The following is a 3,694-nucleotide window of genomic DNA, read 5'->3' on the forward strand; positions in this document are numbered from 1 at the left end:
AAGAACCGTTCTGACAGCTTCGGCTTTGAACTCTTTAGAGTAACGTTGGGTTTTTCTGCTCATTATTAGCTCCTTCTGATGCCATTCTATTTCAGGAAGGAGTGTCCGTTAAACTCAGGCTACCTCAGTCCTCTCCGTATTTATCAGTGCCTCAGGACGATTTCTGCATAGTTAATCCAGGGGGCTGCATTGTTTATTTCCCTGCTAATGGACGTGACATCCAGGATATTCATGATCCTGATTTCCCTGAGCAGTATCAGCGCTTATTGGAGCGTCTGGATTATCTGACGAAGCCCGGTACTAAAGCATCAGGCCAGCGTAACTCTGGCTACAGCGGTTTTTGACCTGTTGTAAGGTGATTTATTATGTATACAGAATCAAACGTTAAGCTTTCCTGTAACGCCCTCTGGCAAAAGTGTGTCCTTGCAACTCTGTATCGGGCTGCAGCCATACATCCTGAAATTAAATTATTACAATTTAAATTAATACCAGGGCAGGGTATTAATAAGGCCATTCCCTCTCTGATGGCTGATTTTACAGGTGAACTGCATAGACTCATTTCTGAATATTTGCAGTGTAAGCGACGTAAAGATAAATCTGTTGAGCCCATCCCTTTATATTATCTCTGGAGTAGGGAGGCTGTGGCTAACGATACCACTCCTTATCTTATGGTGCTGCTACTTAATAACGATGTCTGGTGTAAGAGTCGTGAGGTGGTGGTTCTCAGAAATCTGATTGAGCAGGCGTGGGGAAAAGTATTGGGTGAAGATAACTCCATTACACATCTGGTTGTGTATCCTGAAGTGCTGTCGTTGGTATTTGATGCAGCTAACACATACAACGCTGAGCCTGGTGTACTGGAACAGACAGCCCGGGCTTATATTGAATCGCATGGTGCTGTTGAACGTCATCTTGGGTGTAGTGACTTTTAACGTCAGGTGACGCATTGTCACTTCTGACCTGCTACCTGTACGCCGGAATATAATGGTCAGAGAGGCATATTTCGACGCCCCTGATCTGGGGCGTTTGATTCAGGATGTCTGGAACAATCCGGGCTTTGTGTCACCGGACGCATCAAAGCAGTACCACCCGGGATGTGGCGCTGTTCCCTAGTGCTGGTCCCTCCGTGAATCTTCCTGTGTCCCCTCCGGTCAGACGGCACTTTGTCATCCTGACTGATTCATCATTCCTTTCATATTGCCAGTCACAGCTGTTTGCATCGAACCGTACTTGTGTTGATGAGTCTGCACCGACTTAACCAAATTCAACAGAGATAAAATAGTGCAAATAACCGAAGCCTTACTTTCAGAGCCGGGGGAAATCCGGCGTTTTGTTCAGCAGGCGGTGGATCACTGGCCACATCTGCTGGCAATCCACTTCACACTTCATTCGACAGAAGGCGTCTGTGGTCAACAGATTCAGACATTCTGTACTTCCTTTTATGAACTTATTACTGTGCGTAATCACACTGCCAGCCCATCATCGCCGGTGGTATTACGCTGGTTGCGGGAACAACATGGAGGAGCAACAATACGATGCCTGTTACTGCTCAGCCAGACGAGTGTTTGCCATCCGCGGGCCAGTGTTACAGTTGATGAAGCATGTTCGCAAGTGGCGGATTTACTGCAACAGACCTGGCCGGTGATAAGCGCTGGCGGACAATGCCGGGTGGAAAGGTGTTTTCGGGTTGTCCGGCCTGATACATCAGAGCAATACGTTGCGTTAAAAACGGCTGTTCAGTCTCTGATGCCACGGGGTATTGCAACAATCATCCGGTGATGGACGGGAGAAATATCGACTCTTCCGTTAGTTTTTACAGACTGATAAAGTTTTGCCAGCTGAATCTTTATACGGAATACTCTTCAGTATGCATACACGAATTGACTATCTGGCGGATAAATACTGTTTTACAGAACGGAACGAATCGCCCTGTCTTCGCCAGCAGTGGCAGGATGTTCTGGAGGAGTGCCGGCAGACAGAGGCCGGGCCAGAAGAACGGCTGCGTATTGCACTGCTGAATGTGGATTACGTCACCAGTTTTGAACTGCCTTTTCGCTTGTTGCTTACCCGGACACCACAACTGATTGCCGCGCTGCGTGAAGAATGGGACATCAGTCAGAAAAATGTGGTGTTTAACGATAAACGGTTTGGCTGCGTGTACAGCCTGAAGGCCAGCCTTTCTGGTGTGCCGGATACATTCCGGTATCATCTGTCTCACCGTATTCGTCGCGTGGTTGGGAATGAAAACACATCATTGCCATATCAGCAGGTTGCCCGGGAAGTGAAAGCGCCCCGTGAACGGCTGAAGTATGCACTGGAGGCGGGTTTACTGGTGACTGCACTGGACGGCCTGTTCTGGTTTGGCAGTCAGCGTATTGCGGCTGATGTTCTGAGGCTGAGAAAGGCCGGAATGCCGGTGGTGACCACGACCGTGGAGGTGCACGATAACCAGACAGGAACAACCCGCAAAGTACCGGCATACCATCTCTGATACAACCATCAGGGGGAATATTGCTCTGGCAGCAGCAGTACGACATTCTTTATACTTTATCCCCGTGCCTGAAAACATGTGCTAAGGAAACGGGAATGGCAAGGTCCGATTACGATATTGTCAATCTGTCTCTGGAACATGAACTGAATGAGTGGCTGGCAGAGATAGGTTATGCTGGACTGGTGGATAACCGGAACCGCCTGGCAGAGGTGGTTACCCGGAAATTGCAGGACAGCTTTTATATAAACGTTTCCTGGGATGCGCTGAACACGGCATACAGTGAACACCCGGAGTGGTTTTCCGGGCTTGTCTCCGGGGATGAGAATTAATAAGTGGATTATGCTGCCATCAGGCAGTGTGATTGCCGGCAGGGATTTCGTTTTATTCTGTTTCTTCCCGAGGTTCGGGTTTGAATTTTCCCAGAAAGTTGTACATCGGTCGCATGCAGGGATGCGGATAGCCCTCCCGCATAAACACCACCCGGGTTTCCTCAACACTGGTCACGGTGACAAGCGCACCATGATCGTCTTTGTATCGCTGATTGACTTTCGGTAATGGAACATCTTCTGACATAAATTTTAGTACGGTAACAGTTAACTAAATTTTCATGTGGTAGCACTGAATCAGGAGACTGAGTTTCCTGATGTGCGCTGTTAATTTTCTGTTTTTACGAAACATTTTCCCCTTCTTCCTGTGTATTTTATTACGCTCCTCCTTTCATGTCCTTCCCATATCCTGAAACTCACTTAAATGCTGTTGAATCGTCACGCATTGCAATTTTCAATGACTGAAATCAAAAAATGATATTTTTTTAGCTAACCAACTGTATTAAAAGCATTCAGTGGAATAATTTTCTGCACTTTTCCATTAATTATGGTTATAAGTTTTGCGATATGCTGTTTTTGCGATATTCAGCAGAATAAAGATCTGTTCATTTGTGTTATATCGATCGATAAATCTGTCATATTGCTGTCGCTCAGATCATTATTCTATAATGATCAAAATTAAGTCAATTCTGAACGGATTTGTTACTCAGCATTCTGGTACCGGTTGGTGTGGGTAAATACCGGAAGGGCGGTACCTCAGGTGTATGCCCGTGTAAAACCCGGTGATGTGAACAGCGCCGGTGCGCTGATTGCCGGCAGGGACATGGTGATGAAGCTGGATGGTGACCTGTTTAACAGCGGTAAACTGGCCGGGAAG

Annotated in this window: 6 protein-coding genes; 5 read left to right on the forward strand and 1 reads right to left on the reverse strand. The window is 47.1% G+C overall.

Going from position 1 to position 3,694, the window contains the following annotated elements:
• Positions 1-146 precede the first annotated feature (146 nt).
• The 5 genes from E0D98_RS22225 to E0D98_RS22250 all read left to right on the forward strand — a co-directional run bounded on the left by E0D98_RS22225 (position 147) and on the right by E0D98_RS22250 (position 2,820).
• Positions 147-344, forward strand: coding sequence for an inovirus-type Gp2 protein (locus E0D98_RS22225; RefSeq protein ID WP_001367978.1), 198 nt, complete (start codon positions 147-149; stop codon positions 342-344).
• 21 nt (positions 345-365) lie between these two features.
• Positions 366-932 (forward strand): inovirus-type Gp2 protein, encoded by a 567-nt coding sequence (locus tag E0D98_RS22235; protein WP_000287892.1) that lies wholly within the window; start codon positions 366-368, stop codon positions 930-932.
• 349 nt (positions 933-1,281) lie between these two features.
• Positions 1,282-1,779, forward strand: a complete 498-nt coding sequence (locus tag E0D98_RS22240; RefSeq protein WP_021552435.1) for a hypothetical protein — start codon at positions 1,282-1,284, stop codon at positions 1,777-1,779.
• A gap of 88 nt (positions 1,780-1,867) precedes the next feature.
• Positions 1,868-2,491, forward strand: coding sequence for a hypothetical protein (locus tag E0D98_RS22245; protein WP_001367955.1), 624 nt, complete (start codon positions 1,868-1,870; stop codon positions 2,489-2,491).
• Between the two features lie 95 nt (positions 2,492-2,586).
• Positions 2,587-2,820, forward strand: a complete 234-nt coding sequence (locus tag E0D98_RS22250) for a hypothetical protein (RefSeq protein WP_000124190.1) — start codon at positions 2,587-2,589, stop codon at positions 2,818-2,820.
• A 52-nt stretch (positions 2,821-2,872) separates the two neighbouring features.
• On the opposite strand, the gene E0D98_RS22255 is transcribed toward E0D98_RS22250, so the two are convergent.
• Complete coding sequence (locus E0D98_RS22255; RefSeq protein WP_001287885.1) at positions 2,873-3,064, reverse strand: DUF4222 domain-containing protein; 192 nt, start codon at positions 3,062-3,064, stop codon at positions 2,873-2,875.
• Positions 3,065-3,694: the final 630 nt, after the last annotated feature.

It is taken from the genome of Escherichia sp. KCJ4928 (assembly GCF_004352695.1).
In the GTDB taxonomy this organism is placed as follows: Bacteria; Pseudomonadota; Gammaproteobacteria; order Enterobacterales; family Enterobacteriaceae; genus ECMA0423.

Excerpts from the sequence above, each read along its gene's own strand:
- E0D98_RS22250 (WP_000124190.1), top strand. The coding sequence starts at position 2,587 with ATGGCAAGGTCCGATTACGATATTGTCAATCTGTCTCTGGAACATGAA.
- E0D98_RS22255 (WP_001287885.1), bottom strand. The coding sequence starts at position 3,064 with ATGTCAGAAGATGTTCCATTACCGAAAGTCAATCAGCGATACAAAGAC.
- E0D98_RS22245 (WP_001367955.1), top strand. The coding sequence starts at position 1,868 with ATGCATACACGAATTGACTATCTGGCGGATAAATACTGTTTTACAGAA.
- E0D98_RS22235 (WP_000287892.1), top strand. The coding sequence starts at position 366 with ATGTATACAGAATCAAACGTTAAGCTTTCCTGTAACGCCCTCTGGCAA.